Below are 17,719 nucleotides of genomic sequence, written 5' to 3' on the forward strand. Positions count from 1 at the left end.
AGTGACTTAAAAGCTGCTATTCGGTTGTGTTAAAAACGCTAGTTCTTCGGGGGTTGAGACGCGCCCTAATAGTGCATTGCGATGTGGGTAGCGTCCAAAACGGTCGATAATGACTTTATGTTTTTTCTCGAAATTTAAGTTAATTTCGTTGCCCAAGCGTTGGAACAGTTTTAAAGCAAACTCATGTATCAGCTTAGATTCACTATGCATAAATGGCATATACAAAAATGCACGTTGTTCAGGGCTAAGTTGAGCATCGAGTTGTAAGCTAATCGCTTCTTGAGCCAGTATCAACGCCATATTGTCATAGGCAAAGGCTTGCGCTTGGTCTCGATATAGATTGCGAGAAAATTGATCTAGCACAATGATCTCAGCTAAACGACCTTCTGGTGTGTGTCGCCAAGACCAAAGCTCTGCTTGGATCGCTTGATGGTGAATTATTTGAAATTGGTCGCGAATTTTTGCATCAAATTCATCACTTTTGGCAAACCAAAGCGAACGATGCTCAGGGTCAAACCAGAAATTAATAATGTCCTGCGCTTGCATAGTTCAGTATCCATCGGAAGATTTATTTTTTAATAAAATCACAATTTCAGCATGTCTTATGTAATAAGATTGTGATAAAAATTGCCAAACTAAATCAGATGACTAGATCACAATTGTCGTTATAATTGGCGGAATAACCGAGTCGCGACCATTGATGTGGTTTGCTGATCTTAAATAAGCGAGCATATAAATTATGAATCAACCCAGCATACTTTCTTCCTTTGTGATACCGACTTGGGTAGATGCTTCGCTATTAAAAGGAATGTTACGCGGTATTGAACGCGAAAGTTTACGTATGCAAAGCAATGGATTTTTATCACAAAAAAATCATCCAGATGCTTTGGGTTCTGCACTGACACATCCGCATATCACGACAGATTATTCAGAAGCATTGATGGAGTTTATTACCACACCGAAAACAACCATCGCAGCTGCATTAGATGAATTAAGAGATATCCATAGCGTAGTGCATCAGCAGCTAGAACAAGGCGAAAGACTTTGGCCACTTTCTATGCCGTGTATGTTGGACGACAACGAAGAGAATATCCGATTAGCACAGTACGGCACTTCTAATATTGGCCGCTTTAAAACCTTATATCGTCATGGTTTAGGTGTACGTTATGGTCGCCGTATGCAAACCATTTCGGGTGTGCATTACAATTTATCTTTTCCTGATCAATTGTTTGCAGTATTACAACAACATGAAACCAAGCCAGAATTAAAACAACTCAGTTTGCAGGATTATCGTAGCCATCGTTATTTCGGTTTGATTCGAAACTTTATTCGTTTGATCCCTTTAGTGATGTATATGTTGGGTGCAAGCCCATCTGTCTGTCGTTGCTTTTTAACAGGGCGTGAGCATCACTTGCAGCCGTTGGTTAAAGGAACTTTATATTTACCAGAAGCGACCGCTTTGCGAATGGGACGTTTAGGCTATCAAAACTCAGCGCAAAAAGAATTAGGCATTCATTACAACGATCTACACGATTATCTTGATGGATTACAAAAAGCGGTACATACGCCTTATCCTGAGTTTACCGACTTAGGTCTCAATGATGCACAGGGTGAACCGATTCAGATCAATGATCATGTGCTTCAAATCGAAAATGAATACTACAGTCTCGTTCGTCCGAAGCAAGTGCCACAAGCGGGCGAAACCCCATCACAAGCCTTGAAGAATCGTGGTGTTGGATATGTAGAATTACGTGCAGTCGATGTCAATCCCTATAGTGCGATTGGAATTGATGAAATCTCGGCAGGTTTCCTTGAAAGTTTAGCATTGTATTGCTTATTAAATGACAGTCCTGATTTGTTTGCAGAAGAACAAGAGCAAATTGATCATAATCAAACCGAAGTGGTTAATCGTGGACGTGCAGTAGATGCTAAAATTATAGAAGGTGAAACAATAGTTTCACTTCATGATTGGGCACAGCGTCATTTAAATGCGATTCAAGACTGCGCTATTTTGTTAGATCAAATGGATGGTTCACAATTATATTGTGAGGCAATCCAAGTGATGCAGCAGCGTTTAGATCATGTTGAAAATACACTTTCCGCGCATGTGATTAAAGATACTTTGGATCATGGTGGGACATGGAACTTTGGGAGTGTCATGGCTCAACAACATGTCAACCGTTATGAACAACATCAGTTGGGTGCAGAAAGAGAACAATATTTTGCAGAATTAGCGCAAACATCGTTGCAAAAACAGGCGCAACTTGAACAAGATAACGACATCAGCTTCGAACAATATCTTGCACAATACCGTTAAAATTTTAGAGGACTTCCCATGCGATGGACTTACCGCTTAGTTAGTGCATTACTGGTACTAACGAGTATTATTGGTATCTCGTTTGCGTTGTATTTAGAACATGTGCAAGGTTTAGAGCCTTGCCCACTGTGTATTTTCCAACGTATTGGCTTAATTGGAATGGGATTGATTGCCTTAGTCGCATTTATTCATAATTCGATTTCAAATGGTTTTAAACGTTTTTATGCACTATTAGCAACCTTATCCATTGGTTGGTCAGTTGGCGTGGCATCTCGTCATGTTTGGCTACAACATTTACCACCTGATAAGGTGCCAAGTTGTGGTCCAGGCTTAGACTATTTAGTTGATGCATTGCCAATGAAAGCGGTATTTCAAGAAGTGCTTTCAGGTTCAGGCGAATGTGCAGCAATTGATTGGACTTTCTTAGGACAATCTCTACCAGTATGGTCCTTGCTGTATTTCAGTTTGATCTTATTGGTATGTTTATGGCAGTTGTTTAGACATTATAGTGCTGCTAAATAATAAAAAAGCCAACGATAAGTTGGCTTTTTTATTGGATCAAGAAGACTGACATCAGGTTTCTACGATGCCATCTAAATCATCAAAAGTATAATTATTCGGAACGTTGATTAAATGTGTTTGGATACCTTCCTCAACGACTTCGTCAACATCGGGATATAACCAACGCGTAATCTGTTCAGCAACACTCGAATGGTATTGAATTTCAAAATGGTTTAAACCATAGAATACGGCTTTATGGGTTTCTGGTAATTTAAGTTGGAAGCGTGGATTTTGATGTTCACCTAGCGCACTTTTTACACTAACCAAATAATCGCCAATGACAGAGAGTGCTTTATTACGCAATTTCTCAAATTCTAAAGTACCTGCAATTAAGAAGGTATTGATATGTGAGGGTAATGGTGCAGGTTTACGATTGTCATCAGCAAAGCCAATACGTGCATCATTATGTTCCCAATCATCATCTCGAACACTGCCATGACGCAAATCTAAAATACCATTACTACGAATGTTGACCAGTTGACCAATTAAGCTAATAAAAGGGAATGCGCCCAATTTATCTTGCAAAATAAAACCAAAGCGTTCTAGCACTGCACCATGATGTGGCGAACCAATACAAACTAAATTCTCAACCATGTGCACCCATTGGTAGAGATTTTGTTTGCCATAAAATAGGGCACTACGAGAAACCAAGCCACCCATACTATGTCCGATTAAATCAATGCTGGTGATTCTTGGATTTCGTTGCACTAAATCTTCAAGTACATTTGCAAAGCTTCGACCATTTGCAGAAATACGACGCCCTGTATTGTAGTTCAGATATAACATGGTGTTGTTGTCCCGTTGCGCAAGCAGACGTTCACCAATTCCACCATAACGACTATTTGACCAGCTGAGATGATTCATACACAGACCATGTGTAAGAATGACAATACGACCAGTTAATTCACCTTGTTGTAATGATCCATAATGATCATAAAGCACCATAGGTAAAGCCATTGGGTTGTGTTGTTTTAAGAAAAAGTCTCCAAAAATGCCATTTAATGCACCCACCACAAAATGAAGTGTTGGTGTCAGGGGCTTATCATGCAGCACCGGGAATTTTTCAATAATATGACGTAAACTTGGTGCAAGAAAACTGCTACCGTACTTCTGTAATGTGTCATAAGAAAATTGATAAAATTTTTGCAACTGTGGAAGTTTCTGTAATTTTTTAGCTTTTTGTGCGCTTAAACCAAGTGTTGTCCGTAACACTTCTGTTTGCACTAATTGCACCAATTCGTGAACACCACTTAAGCTTGTGCTCACAACTTGTGCAAAACCTTCCAAGACATCTGCCTGACTAGGGGGTGTACTGTCCCATTTGCAGTAGGTTTCATGCAGAGGCGTTAAACTTGGCATATTGATTTCCCCATCCTTGATATATACCGAAGGTTTGAAGTAATTGACTTAATATTCTTTAGATAAACTACAACAAACGCTTACATCTTATGTGTTTCATAAGTAATTTTTTTAGAATACTGATGAACGGAGTGCACTATCGTTTTTTGTGTCAGACAATATCAAGCTTAAATGTAATTTATATTGTTGTTTGTTTGTCTATTAATCTGAATAATGTGATTTATTTGGCAATAAGTCAAGCTGTTGTCTATTATGGTGCGTATGCAAATTATTTATTTACATGGCTTTCAAAGCAGCCCCATGTCAAAAAAGGGGCAACAATTAGAACAATATTGCACGAATGTTGAGCATACTGATGTGCATTTACCTGATTTGAATAAGCCGCCTGAACACGTTTTAAGAGATGTTTCTAAGCTGATTGAAAGTTTACCACTCGATCAAGTTGCATTGGTTGGAAGTAGCTTAGGGGGATTCTATGCGACATATTTTGTCGCAAAATATGGATGCCCTGCTGTACTGATTAATCCTGCTATGCAACCATGGCAGTTATTCGAAGATTTATTCGGGATTGAACAAATCCCGCTCAAAGTCACTGATTCATGGACACTCGATGCCGACCAATTGCAGCAATTACAATCAATTGCTGACACGAAGTTAAAGCATGCTGATAAAATTCTTGTACTGTTGCAACGAGGTGACGAAGTCTTGGATTATCGTCAAGCACAACGTTATTATAATGCAGCACAGCCATCGGCATTGATTTTAACCGACGCTGATGGTGATCATGCAATGGATGATTTTGAAGAAAAATTACCTTTCGTACTCCGATTTTTATCGACAGCCCTCTAATAAGGAAGTCAGACCCAGTGACACAATACACGGCACAATCCCTTGAAGTTCTTTCAGGTTTAGATCCTGTTCGTCGTCGTCCCGGTATGTATACCGATACCTCACGTCCAAACCATTTGGCGCAAGAGGTGATTGACAATGCGGTGGATGAAGCACTTGCAGGACATGCCAATCAAATTTGTGTCACCGTATATGAAGATGGTTCATTGTCAGTCGAAGATAATGGACGAGGTATGCCAGTCGATATTCATCCTGAATATGGACAAAGTGGTATTGAAATTATTTTGACCAAATTACATGCAGGCGGAAAATTTAGTACCGATAATTATCAATTTTCTGGTGGTTTACATGGTGTTGGTATTTCTGTCGTGAATGCCTTATCAACACGTGTTGAGGTTGCGGTACAACGCCAAGGTAACTTGTATCAAATGGCATTTGAACAAGGCGAACCTGTTGCACCATTATCGGTGTTAGAAGGTAAAGTTGCGAAACGTGCGACAGGAACAACCGTTCGGTTCTGGCCAGAAGCAAAATATTTTGATAGTCCAAAATTTGCCCTAAAAGCATTGAAGCATAATTTAAAAGCTAAAGCCGTTTTAGCGGCGGGCTTAAAAATTATTTATGACGATAAAATTAATAATGAAAAAATTGAATGGCAGTTTGAAAATGGTTTAGTCGACTATTTAATGGATGAACTTGAGGGTCGAGAGATTCTACCTGATCCTGCCTTTGTCAGTAGTGGACAAGCAGAGCGAGCAGCTTGTGAATTTGCGATCTGTTGGAATGTTGAGGGTGGTGAACAAATACAAGAAAGTTACGTCAATTTGATTCCAACTGCGCAAGGTGGTACGCATGTCAATGGATTGCGTTCAGGGGTCACGGAGGCGTTACGAGAGTTCTGTGAGTTACGTAATTTATTACCACGTAATATGAAACTCTCTGCGGAAGATGTTTGGGATGGGGTCAATTTCATTCTATCGCTGAAATTCCAAGAACCTCAATTTTCAGGACAAACTAAAGAACGTCTATCGAGTCGTGAAGCCTCCAATATTGTGTTGAATATTGCCAAAGATGCCTTTGCTTTATGGTTAAACCAACATGCTGAGATTGCAACGCAGTTAGCTGAAATGGCAATTGCTAAAGCTGGACGTCGCTTAAAAGCAGCGAAAAAAGTGGAGCGTAAAAAGATCGTCTCTGGTCCTGCGTTACCCGGAAAACTGGCTGATTGTGTGGGTTTAACGCGTGAAGACAGTGAATTATTTATTGTCGAAGGAGATTCTGCGGGTGGAAGTGCTAAACAAGCGCGTGACAAGAATTTCCAAGCGATTATGCCGATTCGTGGAAAAATTCTAAATACGTGGGAAGTATCTTCGGATGAGGTGCTCGCTTCTCAAGAGGTTCATGATATTGCGATTGCCATAGGGGTTGATCCGGGTAGCGATGATCTATCTGAATTACGTTATGGCAAAATCTGTATTCTTGCCGACGCAGACTCGGATGGTCTACATATCGCGACATTACTCTGTGCGTTGTTTGTGAAGCATTTCCCGACTTTAGTTGAAGACGGTCATTTGTTTGTCGCAATGCCACCACTGTATCGTATTGATATTGGTAAAGATGTTTATTATGCGTTGGATGATAGTGAACTTGAAAGCATTTTGAAAAAAGTGAAAGGTAATAAAAATCCGCAAATCACTCGATTTAAAGGATTGGGTGAGATGAATGCCAGTCAATTGCGTGAAACCACGATGGATCCCAATACCCGCCGTTTAGTCCAACTCGATTTGGATGATGCACATTTTACCGCAGGATTATTAGATAAATTGCTTGCAAAAAAACGTTCGAGTGATCGTAAGCATTGGTTAGAACAGAAAGGTAATTTGGCGGATATTATCGTCTGATGAAACAATATCCTTCACCTGATGATATTCAGGAAATGCGTCGCAGAGGTTACGATTCCATTACAATCGCAGAAGCTGAGGAATTATTACCACGTTGGCATCAGTTGAATCAGCTCAGACAAAAGATTGAGAGTGCTTTTGCTGGGGTCACTTTGCAAGAGGGTATTGGTTTATATGAAGCGCAAGGAATAGATGATTATGCAAGTCAGGCACAATGTCTGGCTTATCGTGCCAAAGATGAAAAATTAGACTGGCATAATATCTCAATCAATGACTTGAATCGCTGTAACAGCAGTCCAACTTTCTTTGATGCTCAGGGTATGCTGTTTCATTTACCTGCATTTTTATTGGCAAGTTTAAATGGTGATTATTTACATGATCTCACTTTTACATTGATACATCTAGGTGATGACAGAGAAAGAAAATTTTGCTTATTTAGTGCTGAACAGCGCGCAGTTGTTGCAGATTATTTACAATTTTTGTTGGATGAGCCTGATTGTAGTTACCATCATCAGGAAATTATGAACGCATTAATTACTGGTTATTGGTCTAATACAATCTAATATTAACGTGTTGGAAAACATTTAAAGAAGCCGCATCTTTGAATTTGGATGATGCGCATTTTACAGCAGGGTTGTTAGATAAATTACTTGCCAAAAAACGTTCGAGTGATCGTAAACATTGGTTAGAACAGAAAGGTAATTTGGCGGATATTGTGGTTTGATTTGAATCGATTTTTTGCATAGCCCAGTCCATCTGGGCTTTTTTATGTCTTGTTAAAAATATGAATTCATAAGCATAAGAATAAATATGGAACGCTATTTGCTTTTTATCTATCGGTAAAATTCTATCTAACATTTGAAGCACATTGATCAAAATGTCTTGTTTGTTTCTAAGATTTTAAAATTCAAATATATCAAATTTTCAATTGATAATAGTGGAAATATAATGAAGCGTTTTTTAAGTATTTTTTTTCCAATTTTGTTTAGTAATACGATTTTTATTCTGAGTGGTGTTATTGATACCGCTTTCTTATCCCACTATAGCCATGTGCATTTAACGGCTTTATCCGTTTCTCTTTCAGTTTACATGATTGTTTTTGTGGTGGGCTACGGCTTACTACAAGGAATGTTTCAAATCCTCGCTGAAGAAAAAGGGCGGGAAATAAATCAACAAAAATTAACTAACGTCGTGAGTTTGGCTGTATTAATCGCAGCTGTGTTTAGTATTTTCGCGATCATTTTGATCAACAATACTGAGCATCTATTAACCTTTTTTCAAGCACCTGACGCGGTTCTGATACTGGTTAAAAATTGCTTGATGATTTTTTCAGTCGATCTAGTGATTCGTCTATGTTGTCGTATCTTAACCATACAAATACAGGTTTTAGATCGTCCTATCATCGCGACATATATTGGTGTGGTTTTTTTGTTGATCAAACTGCCACTGTCCTATGCTTTGATCAATGGAGTGGCGTACTTTGATATTGCACCTTGGGGTGTCTATGGTGCCGTATTTTCGACATTGCTTGGGGACAGTGTGATGTTGATATTGCTGTGCGGTTATATACGTGGCAAAGCTGTTTTTAAACTTGATCTGAGTCGCTTTTCTTTCAATTATGAATTGTTGATTCGTTTTCTTCGAATTGGAATACCCACCGCTCTCATGATCGTGATTGATGTGATTGCTTTCATGGCGATTTCGATTTTAGCATTACCACTTGGCAGTATCGTGATTGCCTCGCATCAAGTGATCGCAAGCATATGTTCCATGCTATACATTTTACCTGCCGCATTTTCTGTTGCATTCAGTTTGATGTTATCTGAAAAAATTGGTGCTCAACAGAAGCAAGTTGCTTTACTTTGGTCAAAAAAAGCCTTTCTGCTTATATTTGTTTTAGCTGTGACTTTATGCAGTATTTTACTACTTCTTCGTGAGGAATTCATTTCCCTATTTACTCAAGATTCAGCGGTTATTCAGATCACGATCTACCTCTTTATACTCGGAATACTGTTTCATTTAGCCGATGCAATGTTATGTATTTTTGCAACGGTATTACGTTGCTGGGACATAACGATTGTACCGAGTATGATTTATAGCAGCTCGTTATTGATCTTTGGTCTAGGCTTTGGTCAGGTATTGGCATATTGGGGAATGGATTGGTGGATATTCAAGATCGCTCCATTGGGAATTTATGGATTTTGGTTTGCTTTAATTGTGTCTTATAGCCTAGCTGTAATCATGTGTGCTTTATGTTTTAAATATCGAAATATCACATGGATTCGTTAAATAAAAGGACTTTGAATTTATCAATCTTTTCCAAAGCAGAAATTTAAGTTTTCGCTATCAGGGTTAACTATCAATTTCACGTCTTGAATAAGTGATTCTGCATCATTTTGGTTCATTACGTATTTTTTGTATGCAATGTTGTATACAAGATTGGATTCTTATTTATCTTATTTAATAAATATTAAAATAAAACAATAGCTTAAATTATTGGCACAGAAATTGAATAACTCCACTCAGTAAAAATCACAATATCAACCTGTGGAGAACAAAGATGCAAAATAAATTGATGTCGATGTCTGTACTTATGGCAGCGATGATGGGGGTAGGACTGGTCGGTTGTTCAAAACCAGCAGAAAAAACAGAACAAACAAAAACTGAAACGAAAGCGGCACCTGCGGCAAGTGGCGATACGATTAAGGTAGGGATTTTACATTCACTCTCAGGCACGATGGCAATTTCTGAGACATCTCTGAAAGATACTGCATTGATGACCATCAATGAAATCAATGCCAATGGTGGGGTGATGGGTAAAAAACTCGAACCCGTCATCGTTGACCCAGCATCGGATTGGCCGTTATTTGCTGAAAAAGCACGTCAGTTAATCACTCAGGACAAAGTTGCCGTTATTTTTGGTTGTTGGACATCAGTATCACGGAAGTCGGTTCTTCCTGTGGTTGAAGAGTTAAATGGTTTATTGTTCTATCCAGTGCAATATGAAGGTCAGGAACAGTCTAAGAATATTTTCTATACAGGTGCAGCGCCGAATCAACAAGCCATTCCTGCCGTTGAATATTTAATGGGAGATGAGGGTGGTAAAGCACAACGTTTTGTTTTACTCGGCACAGATTATGTCTACCCGCGAACAACCAATAAAATCTTACGTGCATTCTTGAAGTCTAAAGGCATTGCCGATGCAGACATCATGGAAGAGTACACGCCATTTGGTCATAGCAACTATCAAACCATTGTTGCCAATATCAAGAAATTCTCTGCGGGTAAAAAGACTGCGGTGATTTCAACTATCAATGGTGATTCCAATGTTCCTTTCTATCGTGAGTTAGGTAACCAAGGTATTAAGGCTGCTGATATTCCAGTGATGGCTTTCTCAGTTGGTGAAGAAGAGTTACGTGGTATTGATACCAAACCATTAGTGGGTCATTTAGCTTCATGGAACTATTTCATGTCAGTTAAAAATCCGAAAAATACCGAATTTGTCAATAAATTCAAACAGTATGCAGTGGAGTACAAGCTTCCAAATGCTGACAAAGTTGTGACCAACGATCCGATGGAAGCGACCTATGTTGGGATCAATATGTGGAAACAAGCAGTTGAAAAAGCGGGTACAACTGACGTTGATAAAGTTCGTGATGCAATGGCAGGTCAAACTTTTGCAGCACCATCGGGCTATACCCTCAAAATGGATGAAACCAATCACCATTTACATAAACCTGTGATGATCGGGCAAATCCGTGCTGATGGTCAATTTGATGTGGTTTATAAAACACCGCAGACCATCAAAGCTGAGCCTTGGAGCCCATATATTCCTAAATAATTGTTCCATGCAACCTGCTGTTTTGGCAGCAGGTTTTTCTTAGTTTTATTTCTGATTGATTGATTTAAATAGAAAATATAAGGGGAGTCTTATGGCGAAACACTATGTTTTGGCACTGCTCTGCATCATGGCACAGATCATTTTTAATCCTGCATGGGCAGAAGTTACCTCACCAACAACAGTGACGTCTACAACTTCTCAGGATGCCATCCAGACTTTTGTTAAATCCGACTTTACCGCTCGTCGTGCAATGTTGAATCAATGGCCAGCCAGTATTGAGCAATTGGATCAATTGGTCGCGTATATTGATCAAAATGAATTATATACCGATAGTTCTGGCAACACATATATTTTAGAAAATGATGAAAAATTATTAAGTTATCCGCAACAGCAAGTGATCGAAACTTGGCCATCTGACTTGTCTCAAGTGACACTGGTTAATACGCTGCGTAAGGCACTGAACTTTGGACAAGCCAAAGTTAAACTCAATTCAGACGATGCATCACAACGTTTAGCTGCGGTGGACATTTTAGAAAATAATTTAGATGAGCTCGATGTTGCCACAGTTAAGCAACTCTATCTCAATGAAAAAAGTGAAGCGGTTAAAGCACGTTTGGCACAACTGAAAGCACGTTTAGATTTTAATAGCTCGGATGAGTTTACTAAGATCGAAGCGGTAAAAGTTTTGGCAGATTCGAACCGTCCCGATGTATTGGCTTTAATCAGTCAAAGTTTAGAACAACCACAAAATAATCCTGTATTGAAAGCAGCTTTAGTTGAAGCACAAAATAAAATTAAAACGCGTATTCAAATCAGTGAATGGTCAGGGCATGTCTTTTCTGGTCTCAGTACCGCTAGTATTTTACTTTTAGCAGCGCTTGGTCTTGCGATCACATACGGTTTGCTTGGTGTCATCAATATGGCACATGGTGAACTCATCATGATCGGTGCTTATACCACTTACGTTATGCAAAGTTTTTTTAAAACGCACTTTGCAGGCTTGGTTGATTGGTATTTATTGGCTGCGATTCCTGCTGCATTTCTGGTGAGTGCGCTGATTGGCATGTTGATTGAACGCACAGTGATTCGTCCGTTGTATGGTCGCCAACTAGAAACATTATTGGCAACCTTTGGTGTCAGCTTAATCTTGATGCAATCGGTTCGCATGATCTTTGGTGCACAGAACGTTGAAGTGTCGAATGTCGCATGGCTTAGTGGTGGAATTGCCCTGACACCAAGCCTGATGTTGCCGTATAACCGTATTGCGATTATTGGTTTTACTGTGGCGGTCTTACTGCTTTTAGTTTTCTTATTAAATAAAACCCGTTTCGGATTATTTGTCCGTGCTGTTACACAAAACCGTCAAATGGCGCGTGCTGTGGGCATTCGATCTGCACGTATCGATATGCTGGCATTTGGCTTAGGTTCAGGCTTAGCTGGATTGGCAGGTTGTGCGTTGGCACAAGTGGGGAATGTCGGACCTGATCTTGGACAAAACTACATTATCGATGCCTTCCTTGTCGTTGTCGTCGGTGGTGTCGGTCAAGTATGGGGTGCGGTACTTGCAGCCTTAGGCTTAGGGATTAGCGGTACAGTTTTGGAGATTGGTTTAGGTGCGGTTTTAGCAAAAATTATTCTCTTGGTTCTTGTGATTTTGTTTATCCAAAAGCGTCCACAAGGTTTGTTTGCCATCAAAGGTCGTTTCGTGGAGTAAGCCAATGAAAATCACTTCTTTATTTGCAGATAAACCGTATAGCGCAATCGCGATTGCCATTTGTTTTGCAGTGTTATTGAGCTTACCGTGGTTGCATTTGTTATCACCTGATTCCGCATTTTATCTGTCAGCGTATTGGATTACGTTGATTGGCAAAATCATGTGCTTGGCTTTGGTCGCTTTGGCATTGGATTTGGTCTGGGGCTATGCAGGAATTTTAAGCTTGGGGCACGGTTTGTATTTCGCTCTCGGTGGTTATGCTTTTGGTATGTATTTGATGCGTGAATCCGCAGGCGATGGCTTACCTGATTTCATGCGCTTTCTCAGTTGGACAGAATTACCGTGGTATTGGGTCGGGACTGAACATTTTGCATGGGCAATCTGTTTGGTATTACTCATCCCTGCATTGGTTGCCTTTATTTTTGGCTTCTTTGCTTTTCGTTCCAAAATCAAGGGCGTGTATTTCTCAATTATTACTCAAGCCATGACCTTTGCAGCGGCACTCTTGTTCTTCCGCAATGAGACGGGTTTTGGTGGTAACAATGGCTTCACGGGTTTTAAAACCTTATTGGGTTTTGATATCACTTCTGCACCGATGCGTGCCACTTTATGTTTTGTCACTGCTTTGACTTTGATGCTGTGTTTTATTGGTTTACGTCAATTGATGAATCGTCCTTATGGCCGTGTGTTGGGGGCGATTCGTGACAGTGAAAACCGTTTGCAATATTTGGGTTATCGCACACTGTGGTACAAGCTGTCAGCATGGGTATTATCGGCAGTGATTGCAGGTATCGCAGGTGCGTTGTATGTGCCACAAGTGGGCATCATTAATCCAAGTGAAATGAATCCAGTCAACTCAATTGAAATGGCAGTGTGGGTTGCCGCAGGGGGTCGTGGCACTTTGATTGGGGCGATTTTAGGTGCAGGTTTGATTAATGCAGTGAAAACTTATTTCACTGTGGCTGCGCCCGAAGCGTGGTTACTGATCTTAGGTGCCTTATTTATCGTGGTGACGATTTTCTTACCTAAAGGCGTGATTGGTTTATTTGATCGTTTTAAAAAGGAGAGCAATTAAATGAGTGATTTATTCATAGACTCAGCTCAACATGGCGGTCAACTCGGTGAGGGTTATGGTCGTGCCAAAACCCAAGGTGCAGATTTTAGTCACGGGATTGCCTTGTATTTAGAAAAAGTCAGTGTGTGGTTTGATTCGTTTCGTGCCCTCAATGATTTATCGCTGTACATCGCCGAAGGTGAGTTACGCTGCATCATTGGACCAAATGGTGCGGGTAAAACTACCTTAATGGACGTGATCACAGGTAAAACGCGTCCAACCACAGGTACAGCATTTTTTGGACAAAACTATGATCTTGCCAAAATGAGTACCGAGGAAATCGCGGAAGCAGGGATTGGGCGCAAATTCCAAAAACCAACGGTATTTGAAAATTTCACAGTCATGGAAAATTTACTGCTCGCTGCACCACGCAATAAGCGAGTGAAAAAGAGCTTGTTTAGCCGACTTGATCCAGAAGCACAATTGGCATTGGAGGAAAGTTTAGAACAAATTCGCTTAAAGGAATTTGTGAAAAAACCCGCAGGATTATTATCGCATGGTCAAAAGCAGTGGTTAGAAATCGGTATGCTATTGATGCAACGTCCGAAGCTGATTTTATTGGATGAGCCTGTGGCAGGAATGACCGATGCGGAAACAGAACGGACGGCTGAACTGTGTTTGGAATTGAAAAAAAATCATACGCTTGTGGTCGTAGAACATGACATGAGCTTTATTGACACCATCAGCGAAAAAGTTACGGTATTAGCACAGGGCGCAATCTTGGCAGAAGGCACATTGGCAGAGGTACAAGCCAATGAAGATGTGATTGAAAAGTATTTAGGACGCTAGGAGACTGCTATGTTAGAAGTGAAAGAAATTAACCAGTTTTATGGTGGCAGTCATATTCTGCGTGACGTGTCTTTTCAAGCGCCTATAGGTGAATGCAGCGTCATTTTAGGGCGTAATGGCGTAGGTAAAACCACCTTGCTGAAATGCTTGATGGGGATTTTACCGATTAAATCAGGACAGATTTTGCTAGATGGCAAAGATATTGCCAAGATGTCGCCTGAGCAACGTGTGCGTGCTGGCTTGGCATATGTACCGCAAGGACGAGATATTTTTTCAACCTTGACGGTAGAGGAAAATATCTTAATTGGTATGGCGAAATTTTCAGGTGCAAAAACGCGGAAAGTACCGAGTTATCTCTACGAAATTTTTCCTATACTTGATGAAATGAAACATCGCCGTGGTGGAGATTTATCGGGTGGTCAGCAGCAGCAGCTTGCGATTGCTCGAGCGTTGGCTTCTGAGCCTAGTGTCTTGATTTTGGATGAGCCAACTGAGGGTATTCAGCCCTCGATTATTAAAGATATTGGTCGGGTCATTCGTAAATTAGCAGATCAGGGTGAAATGGCGATCGTTTTAGTTGAGCAGTTTTATGATTTTGCTGAAGAATTGGCGGATAACTATACCGTGATGGCTCGTGGACAGGTGATCGCACAGGGGCAAGGTGCGGAAATGCCTGAAAAGGGAATAAGGGAGTTGGTGGCGATTTAGTATCAACCCTATATATCTCATTTTACTATTTAGAGACTAGATATTAAAAAAATGATTATCTTTCGGAGTCATACCTAGTAGTCTTCTAATTTTTAAATACGCCTTTTGCTGTAGTTACTTTGGTTTTGCCCGTAGAAGCGTTTGAAGCTTCGTAAGGGCAAAGGCATTTTCACCTATACGATGAATGATTAAAACTTCTCAATCTTTATTTTGATTGCACTTTTCTTGCGCTTCGCTAAAGCTTTAGTCGCTTTAGCTTGCTCAGGTTGTGAATGACGTTTCCGAGACTCATAAGTTTTCTTAAATTTTTTGTTGAGTTTGAGGGTAAAGATCATTTATTTGCCTTCAACCTTATAGAACGTGCCGCCCGCATAGACGTTATGCCCAAAACCACATCCAGACTCGCCGTTATTTTGTTTCACCTCAATTTTTTGACCATTATTTGTATCATTCGTAAATTGAAGTTTAATCTGGCAGTCTTCATAGCGATAGTTTGCCTGTTTTGCCGTGATCGGCATGGTCGTTTCAAACTGCCCCATATTTGGACCATAAATCAGACCTCGAATCCCAAAGTAATAACCATCAAAAGCGATCTGATACTTATTTTGCTTTTTGCTGACCTTGATGTAATCCCATTGTCCAAAACCATTGGCTCGAACATAAGTGCCTTGTAGGTCTTTAGATATTTGGGGCTTTGCTAGCTGTTTCAGGTTGTATTGGCTAGTTTTAGAGTCTTTATCTTTTAGAAACCACACTCTTGCCCATTGCGGCTTGCCTAATTTTGTATAACTCAATCCCACATTATTATTGGCAATTTCAATGTCTCGGTCAGTCACCTGAATACCACTTTCCTCAGCATTCATTTGGCAGAACTGAGCCCATACAGCTTGATTTTCAAATTGTTTTACTGCTTGGGCATATTGCTTTTGATCATAAAACTTTTTACCTGCTTGGGCATATTGTTTTACTTTGCTACAGCCTTGTTGTAACTCTTGTTCAAATGAATCTTCAGCAAAACTTGAAGCTGAGCCAATTGCTGTTATAACCATTAGGCAAAGTTGCGTTGTTCTCATCATTTTAAATATTTCTAAAGCTGCTTGATACTCATTTTAAACAAGAAGTGAAAATATATGCTGTGAGCAAATTGTTAGCTTGAAAGTTGTAGCTGCATCCAAACCAAGTCACGCCATTGTCCAAATTTCTGTCCAACCTGTGGCATATAACCTGTTTGTACAAAACCAAGCTGTTCATGTAGCACAATTGAACCCGTATTTTCACTATCAATTGCAGCCACCATGATATGCATGTTTTGTTGTATCGCGAGATGGATCAGTTGTTGCATCAAGGCTTTGCCAAGACCTTGACGTGCGTAGCTTGGATCAACAAAGACAGAATGTTCGATACTCTGACGATAGCCGCTAATATTGCGGAATGTTGAATAATACGCATAACCTGCAATTTTATTATTTTGTTGATCTTCAACCACGATCATGGGGAAGTGCTGTTGTTGCATGTCCTGAAAACGTTGTTGATATTGCGCTAAAGTAATGGCCTGATCATTCCAGTTGGCTGTACCTGTCAGGATTTCATAATTATAAATGGCGAGAATCTGTTCCAAATCATCCATCATCGCAAAACGAATTTGATAAGGGGAATTCAGAGAATGTGCTGCAAGCTTAAGATCAAATGACATGAGAAAATAAAAGAAAGTTCACATATCCTGAATATGCGTGATTGCAAAAAAAACAGCAAGACAGAGCTTGCTGTTTTTCAATAGATTGACTGCTTAGAAATGGTATTTCACTAAAGCGCTGACATTGTTTTCGTCGCTGCCTTTAATACCAAACTTGTTATTCCAAACAGAATGTTCAATACCGAGGTATAAACGTGTTTCAGGTGAAATATGTTTACCGACATTCCACTTATATTGTGTTGTCCAGTTGAGTTCGCTCGCATGATCTTTTTCTGCTGTAGACCAGTCAAGGAAACCATCAACCACAAAATCTTCTGTAGAGACTTTAAATGGCAACGCATAAGCGATAGTCATTTGATAGTCATCAGCGGTTTTTTCATTATTGGCACGGTAGAAATTCACGTTTGCATATTGGAAATATGGAATTGCTAAATCAAAGCCTACGCCGTACAAGAAGTTGTCAAAGTTATTGCCATTGGCACTATTGCCTTCCCATGTCGTTGAGATCAACACATCTTTGACTGGGCCGAAAGCAAGTTTTTGACCAGAAATTTCGCCTAAGCTCAAACGAGGAGAAAGTTCGAAATAGGTACTTTTGTTGTCGTCACCACCACGCATACGATCCATAAAGAAGAATACGTCGGCATATTGTACTTTAGCAGCATATTCAACCGTTAAAGTCGTTTGTTTTTCGTCGACAACTTCGTAGTTTTCACCGTATAAACCTGTGAGGCTAAAATCTTGCCAAATAGGCTTTGCCTGAACGAAAGCTGCTGTAGATACCAATAAACAAGTCGCTGCAAGTTGCTTCAATTGCATTTAAAAAAATCCCCCAAAAATGGCGTGTAAATCATACAAGGAATTAAGCAAAAA

Annotated in this window: 17 protein-coding genes and 1 pseudogene; 12 read left to right on the forward strand and 6 right to left on the reverse strand. The window is 40.0% G+C overall.

What is annotated here, in order from left to right; genetic code table 11:
- Nucleotides 1-6: 6 nt before the first annotated feature.
- Nucleotides 7-546 carry a DUF924 family protein gene (locus ACN19N_RS00480; RefSeq protein WP_293743505.1) on the reverse strand — a complete coding sequence of 180 codons (540 nt, stop codon included), beginning with the start codon at nt 544-546 and terminating at the stop codon, nt 7-9.
- Between the two features lie 193 nt (nt 547-739).
- Between ACN19N_RS00480 and gshA the strand changes: the two genes are divergently transcribed.
- Nucleotides 740-2,317, forward strand: a complete 1,578-nt coding sequence (gene gshA / locus ACN19N_RS00485; protein WP_420001771.1) for a glutamate--cysteine ligase — start codon at nt 740-742, stop codon at nt 2,315-2,317.
- An 18-nt stretch (nt 2,318-2,335) separates the two neighbouring features.
- Nucleotides 2,336-2,839, forward strand: a complete 504-nt coding sequence (locus ACN19N_RS00490; RefSeq protein WP_420001772.1) for a disulfide bond formation protein B — start codon at nt 2,336-2,338, stop codon at nt 2,837-2,839.
- Between the two features lie 51 nt (nt 2,840-2,890).
- Here ACN19N_RS00490 and ACN19N_RS00495 read toward each other — a convergent pair whose 3' ends face one another.
- The gene (locus tag ACN19N_RS00495; protein WP_269238724.1) at nt 2,891-4,237 is read right to left on the reverse strand and encodes a hypothetical protein; all 1,347 of its coding nucleotides are present in this window, start codon (nt 4,235-4,237) and stop codon (nt 2,891-2,893) included.
- Nucleotides 4,238-4,498: 261 nt separating this feature from the next.
- On the opposite strand from ACN19N_RS00495, the gene ACN19N_RS00500 reads away from it, so the two are divergent.
- From ACN19N_RS00500 to urtE, 10 genes and pseudogenes are all read left to right on the forward strand, one after another.
- On the forward strand, nt 4,499-5,086 hold the full coding sequence (locus tag ACN19N_RS00500) for a YqiA/YcfP family alpha/beta fold hydrolase (RefSeq protein WP_269230384.1): 588 nt from the start codon (nt 4,499-4,501) through the stop codon (nt 5,084-5,086).
- Between the two features lie 17 nt (nt 5,087-5,103).
- Nucleotides 5,104-6,987, forward strand: a complete 1,884-nt coding sequence (parE, locus tag ACN19N_RS00505) for a DNA topoisomerase IV subunit B (protein ID WP_269238723.1) — start codon at nt 5,104-5,106, stop codon at nt 6,985-6,987.
- The gene (locus ACN19N_RS00510; RefSeq protein WP_269238722.1) at nt 6,987-7,550 is read left to right on the forward strand and encodes a DUF6714 family protein; all 564 of its coding nucleotides are present in this window, start codon (nt 6,987-6,989) and stop codon (nt 7,548-7,550) included. The genes parE and ACN19N_RS00510 overlap by 1 nt, the downstream gene beginning before the upstream one ends.
- Nucleotides 7,551-7,588: 38 nt before the next feature.
- Nucleotides 7,589-7,711 (forward strand): annotated as a pseudogene (locus ACN19N_RS00515) (hypothetical protein); the annotation flags it as partial.
- A 224-nt stretch (nt 7,712-7,935) separates the two neighbouring features.
- Nucleotides 7,936-9,276 carry an MATE family efflux transporter gene (locus ACN19N_RS00520; RefSeq protein WP_420001773.1) on the forward strand — a complete coding sequence of 447 codons (1,341 nt, stop codon included), beginning with the start codon at nt 7,936-7,938 and terminating at the stop codon, nt 9,274-9,276.
- A gap of 271 nt (nt 9,277-9,547) precedes the next feature.
- Entirely contained in the window at nt 9,548-10,828 is a 1,281-nt protein-coding gene (urtA, locus tag ACN19N_RS00525) for an urea ABC transporter substrate-binding protein (RefSeq protein WP_420001774.1), read from the forward strand.
- A gap of 91 nt (nt 10,829-10,919) precedes the next feature.
- Nucleotides 10,920-12,542 carry an urea ABC transporter permease subunit UrtB gene (urtB, locus tag ACN19N_RS00530; RefSeq protein WP_420001775.1) on the forward strand — a complete coding sequence of 541 codons (1,623 nt, stop codon included), beginning with the start codon at nt 10,920-10,922 and terminating at the stop codon, nt 12,540-12,542.
- A 4-nt stretch (nt 12,543-12,546) separates the two neighbouring features.
- The gene (urtC, locus tag ACN19N_RS00535; protein ID WP_420001776.1) at nt 12,547-13,617 is read left to right on the forward strand and encodes an urea ABC transporter permease subunit UrtC; all 1,071 of its coding nucleotides are present in this window, start codon (nt 12,547-12,549) and stop codon (nt 13,615-13,617) included.
- Entirely contained in the window at nt 13,618-14,445 is an 828-nt protein-coding gene (gene urtD, locus ACN19N_RS00540; RefSeq protein WP_293743805.1) for an urea ABC transporter ATP-binding protein UrtD, read from the forward strand. It abuts the gene before it with no gap.
- Between the two features lie 9 nt (nt 14,446-14,454).
- On the forward strand, nt 14,455-15,153 hold the full coding sequence (urtE, locus tag ACN19N_RS00545) for an urea ABC transporter ATP-binding subunit UrtE (protein WP_269238716.1): 699 nt from the start codon (nt 14,455-14,457) through the stop codon (nt 15,151-15,153).
- 188 nt (nt 15,154-15,341) lie between these two features.
- Here urtE and ACN19N_RS00550 read toward each other — a convergent pair whose 3' ends face one another.
- The 4 genes from ACN19N_RS00550 to ACN19N_RS00565 form a co-directional block, all read right to left on the reverse strand.
- The gene (locus ACN19N_RS00550; RefSeq protein WP_420001777.1) at nt 15,342-15,488 is read right to left on the reverse strand and encodes a hypothetical protein; all 147 of its coding nucleotides are present in this window, start codon (nt 15,486-15,488) and stop codon (nt 15,342-15,344) included.
- Nucleotides 15,489-16,229, reverse strand: a complete 741-nt coding sequence (locus tag ACN19N_RS00555; protein WP_420001778.1) for a hypothetical protein — start codon at nt 16,227-16,229, stop codon at nt 15,489-15,491.
- 71 nt (nt 16,230-16,300) lie between these two features.
- Nucleotides 16,301-16,846, reverse strand: coding sequence for a GNAT family N-acetyltransferase (locus ACN19N_RS00560; protein WP_269238713.1), 546 nt, complete (start codon nt 16,844-16,846; stop codon nt 16,301-16,303).
- 93 nt (nt 16,847-16,939) lie between these two features.
- A complete protein-coding gene (locus ACN19N_RS00565; RefSeq protein ID WP_269229330.1) occupies nt 16,940-17,665 on the reverse strand; it encodes an outer membrane protein OmpK in 726 nt (241 codons plus the stop codon).
- Between the last annotated feature and the right edge of the window lie 54 nt (nt 17,666-17,719).

This window comes from Acinetobacter sp. LF10 (assembly GCF_048585715.1).
GTDB lineage: Bacteria > Pseudomonadota > Gammaproteobacteria > Pseudomonadales > Moraxellaceae > Acinetobacter.